General features: G+C 31.9%; 4 protein-coding genes. All 4 read left to right on the forward strand.

The annotated features are described in order from the left end of the window. Positions 1-193: 193 nt before the first annotated feature. The 4 genes from B5E48_RS13250 to B5E48_RS13265 all read left to right on the forward strand — a co-directional run bounded on the left by B5E48_RS13250 (position 194) and on the right by B5E48_RS13265 (position 2,520). Positions 194-754 carry a DJ-1 family glyoxalase III gene (locus B5E48_RS13250; RefSeq protein WP_087305607.1) on the forward strand — a complete coding sequence of 187 codons (561 nt, stop codon included), beginning with the start codon at positions 194-196 and terminating at the stop codon, positions 752-754. A gap of 1 nt (position 755) precedes the next feature. Then, positions 756-1,310, forward strand: a complete 555-nt coding sequence (locus tag B5E48_RS13255; protein WP_087305600.1) for a DJ-1 family glyoxalase III — start codon at positions 756-758, stop codon at positions 1,308-1,310. Positions 1,311-1,326: 16 nt separating this feature from the next. After that, positions 1,327-2,097 (forward strand): MurR/RpiR family transcriptional regulator, encoded by a 771-nt coding sequence (locus B5E48_RS13260; protein ID WP_087305602.1) that lies wholly within the window; start codon positions 1,327-1,329, stop codon positions 2,095-2,097. A 75-nt stretch (positions 2,098-2,172) separates the two neighbouring features. Beyond that, on the forward strand, positions 2,173-2,520 hold the full coding sequence (locus B5E48_RS13265; protein ID WP_087305605.1) for a YoaK family protein: 348 nt from the start codon (positions 2,173-2,175) through the stop codon (positions 2,518-2,520). Positions 2,521-2,555 lie beyond the last annotated feature (35 nt).

Raw genomic sequence — 2,555 nt, forward strand, 5'->3', positions numbered from 1 at the left:
CAGGAGTAGAGAGATCAATCATAAGAACACCACCTAAGATGATTATACAATACAAAAAAGCGATAATCATCAAAGATGATTAATCGCCATGGACAAAATTTATTTTGTCCTTTTTTTATTTCCAGCTTTAGGAAATCAATTGGATATAAAAGAAAAGAAGGTTATTGTATGGTTAGAAAGGAAGTTGATATATATGAAAAAAGCAGCAGTTATCGTTGCGCCAGGATTTGAAGAAGGAGAAACATTAACGATTGTTGATATTTTACGTAGAGCTCAAATCCAGTGTGATATGGTCGGTTTTGAAAAAGTTGTGAAAGGTGGTCATGATATAGAAGTTCAATGTGATCAAGTTTTAAATGAAGATATCATTGACTATGATATGGTTGTTTTACCCGGAGGTTATGGTGGCGCAGATGCAATGCGTAGTTGCAATCAAGTGATAGATATTTTGCATCAAATGAACAATCAGGGAAAATATATCTGTGCCATGTGTGCAGCGCCTATTGTGTTAGAAAAAGCTGGATTATTAAAAGATAAAAAATATACAGCATATATGGGATATGATCAAAAAATTCATCAAGGAACATATTTAGAGGATAAAGTTGTGATTGATGGAAATCTAGTGACAAGTCGAGGTCCCGCTACAGCATATGCATTTGCATATAAGTTAGTGGAGTTGTTAGGTGGGGATGCTTTGGCTGTCAAAAAACGTATGGTTTATTTCAATGCATTTGATGTCAAGGAGGATGAATAATATGAAACGTGTTGCAGTATTGATGGCACAAGGTTATGAAGAAGGAGAAACATTAACCATTGTAGATTTATTGAGAAGAGCCAATATAGAATGTCATACATTTGGTTTTGGAGAAGAATTTGTTGATGGGATGCATCATATAAAAGTCAAAGCTGATAAAGTTTTTAATGATGAAATTAAAGATTATGATGTTCTGGTATTACCAGGAGGTAGACCTGGTGGAGAGAATTTAAGAAAAAATGATGAAGTGATTCAGATGGTACAATATTTTAATCAACAAAATAAAATGATTGCGGCGATGTGTTCTGGGACAATTGTTTTATCTGATGCACAGGTTATTAATGGAAAAAAGGTGACTGGATATACAGGGTATCAAGAAAAATTACATGGAGGTATTTTTGTAGATCGTGTTGTTGTCTATGACCAAAATATTATCACAAGTCAAGGACCAGCAACGCCATATCCATTTGCTTTTCAAATCATTGAAGCATTAGGAAAAGATACTACTGAAATGAAAGAAAGATTGATGTATAATTTTGCTGGAGGGAAATCATAGAAAGAGAGTGATATGGATGATTTATGGAAAGTTACCCGTTGTTTTTTTAAGCACTATCGCAACAGAAAAGAAAGATTCAACCAATAGTCAAATAGCGACTTATATTTTAGAACATATTGACCAGATGCAAGATGTCAGTATTAGAGAATTGGCTCAGGATTGTCATGTTGCGATGAGTTCCATTTCTCGTTTTTGTAAAGAAATTGGATTGAAAGACTTTGCTGAGCTTAAAGAATTATTAGCGGATCCTGACTTTTATTTTGAAGAACAGTCACAATCTTCTTCAATGCAAAAACGAATAGATGATTATGGACAAAAAGTTTGTGAAAGTATTCAAATGGTACAATCAACATTGAATCAACAACAACTTATTCATCTTTGTCAGGATTTATATCATTATCAAAAAGTCGGTATATTTGGTTTATTAAAAGCACAAACAGCGGCTATGAATTTACAGACAGATTTATTAATGTTAGGAAAACAAGTAGATTCTTATGTTTCTTATTTTCAACAGATGGAACATATTTTAAGTGCAGATGAAAATGATTTGATTATTGTTTTTTCTTATACAGGTTCTTATTTTGATTATGAAAATTTAAGGGCTCTCCAAAAGAAATTAGAAGCTCCTAAAATCTGGATGATTACAAGTGCTCAACAGGAATATCCTTATTTTGTAGATGAAGTTTTAACTTTCCAATCTTTACAAGATCAAGGCAGTCACCCTTATCAGTTACAGTTTATTGCCAGTCTTATTGCTCAAGAATATTTTAGAAGATACAAGTCTTAGGCTTGTATTTTTTATTTTTGGAAATTGATATGTTTTTTATTTGAGATGAATTATAGTGACAAGGAGGTGAAGAAAATGGAAAAAAATGATCAGATGTCTGAATCATTTTTATTAGCGTCTTTATTAGCGATTGTGGGAGGATTTTTAGATGCATACAGTTATGTTTGTAGAGATCATGTTTTCGCAAATGCACAAACTGGAAATATCGTCAAGTTAGGTATGTCAATAGCTCAAGGTGACTCTTTTCAAACGGTTAAATATCTTATACCTATTCTCGCATTTTTCTTAGGTGTCTTTATAACCATGTTTTTGCGATATCAATGTATGTATCAAAAATGGCTGTTGAATGCCAAATTAAATAAAAAGAAAAATAAAGAAAATAGTCAAAATAAAAGAAAAAGTCTTATCAAAGTGAATGAATAAGAAATAATCACTTTAAATGATAAGACTATTTTAGT

Origin of the sequence: Massilimicrobiota sp. An105, from assembly GCF_002161155.1 — a bacterium.
In the GTDB taxonomy this organism is placed as follows: domain Bacteria; phylum Bacillota_I; class Bacilli_A; order Erysipelotrichales; family Coprobacillaceae; genus Allocoprobacillus; species Allocoprobacillus merdigallinarum.

Excerpts from the sequence above, each read along its gene's own strand:
- B5E48_RS13255 (WP_087305600.1), top strand. The coding sequence starts at position 756 with ATGAAACGTGTTGCAGTATTGATGGCACAAGGTTATGAAGAAGGAGAA.
- B5E48_RS13260 (WP_087305602.1), top strand. The coding sequence starts at position 1,327 with ATGATTTATGGAAAGTTACCCGTTGTTTTTTTAAGCACTATCGCAACA.
- B5E48_RS13250 (WP_087305607.1), top strand. The coding sequence starts at position 194 with ATGAAAAAAGCAGCAGTTATCGTTGCGCCAGGATTTGAAGAAGGAGAA.
- B5E48_RS13265 (WP_087305605.1), top strand. The coding sequence starts at position 2,173 with ATGGAAAAAAATGATCAGATGTCTGAATCATTTTTATTAGCGTCTTTA.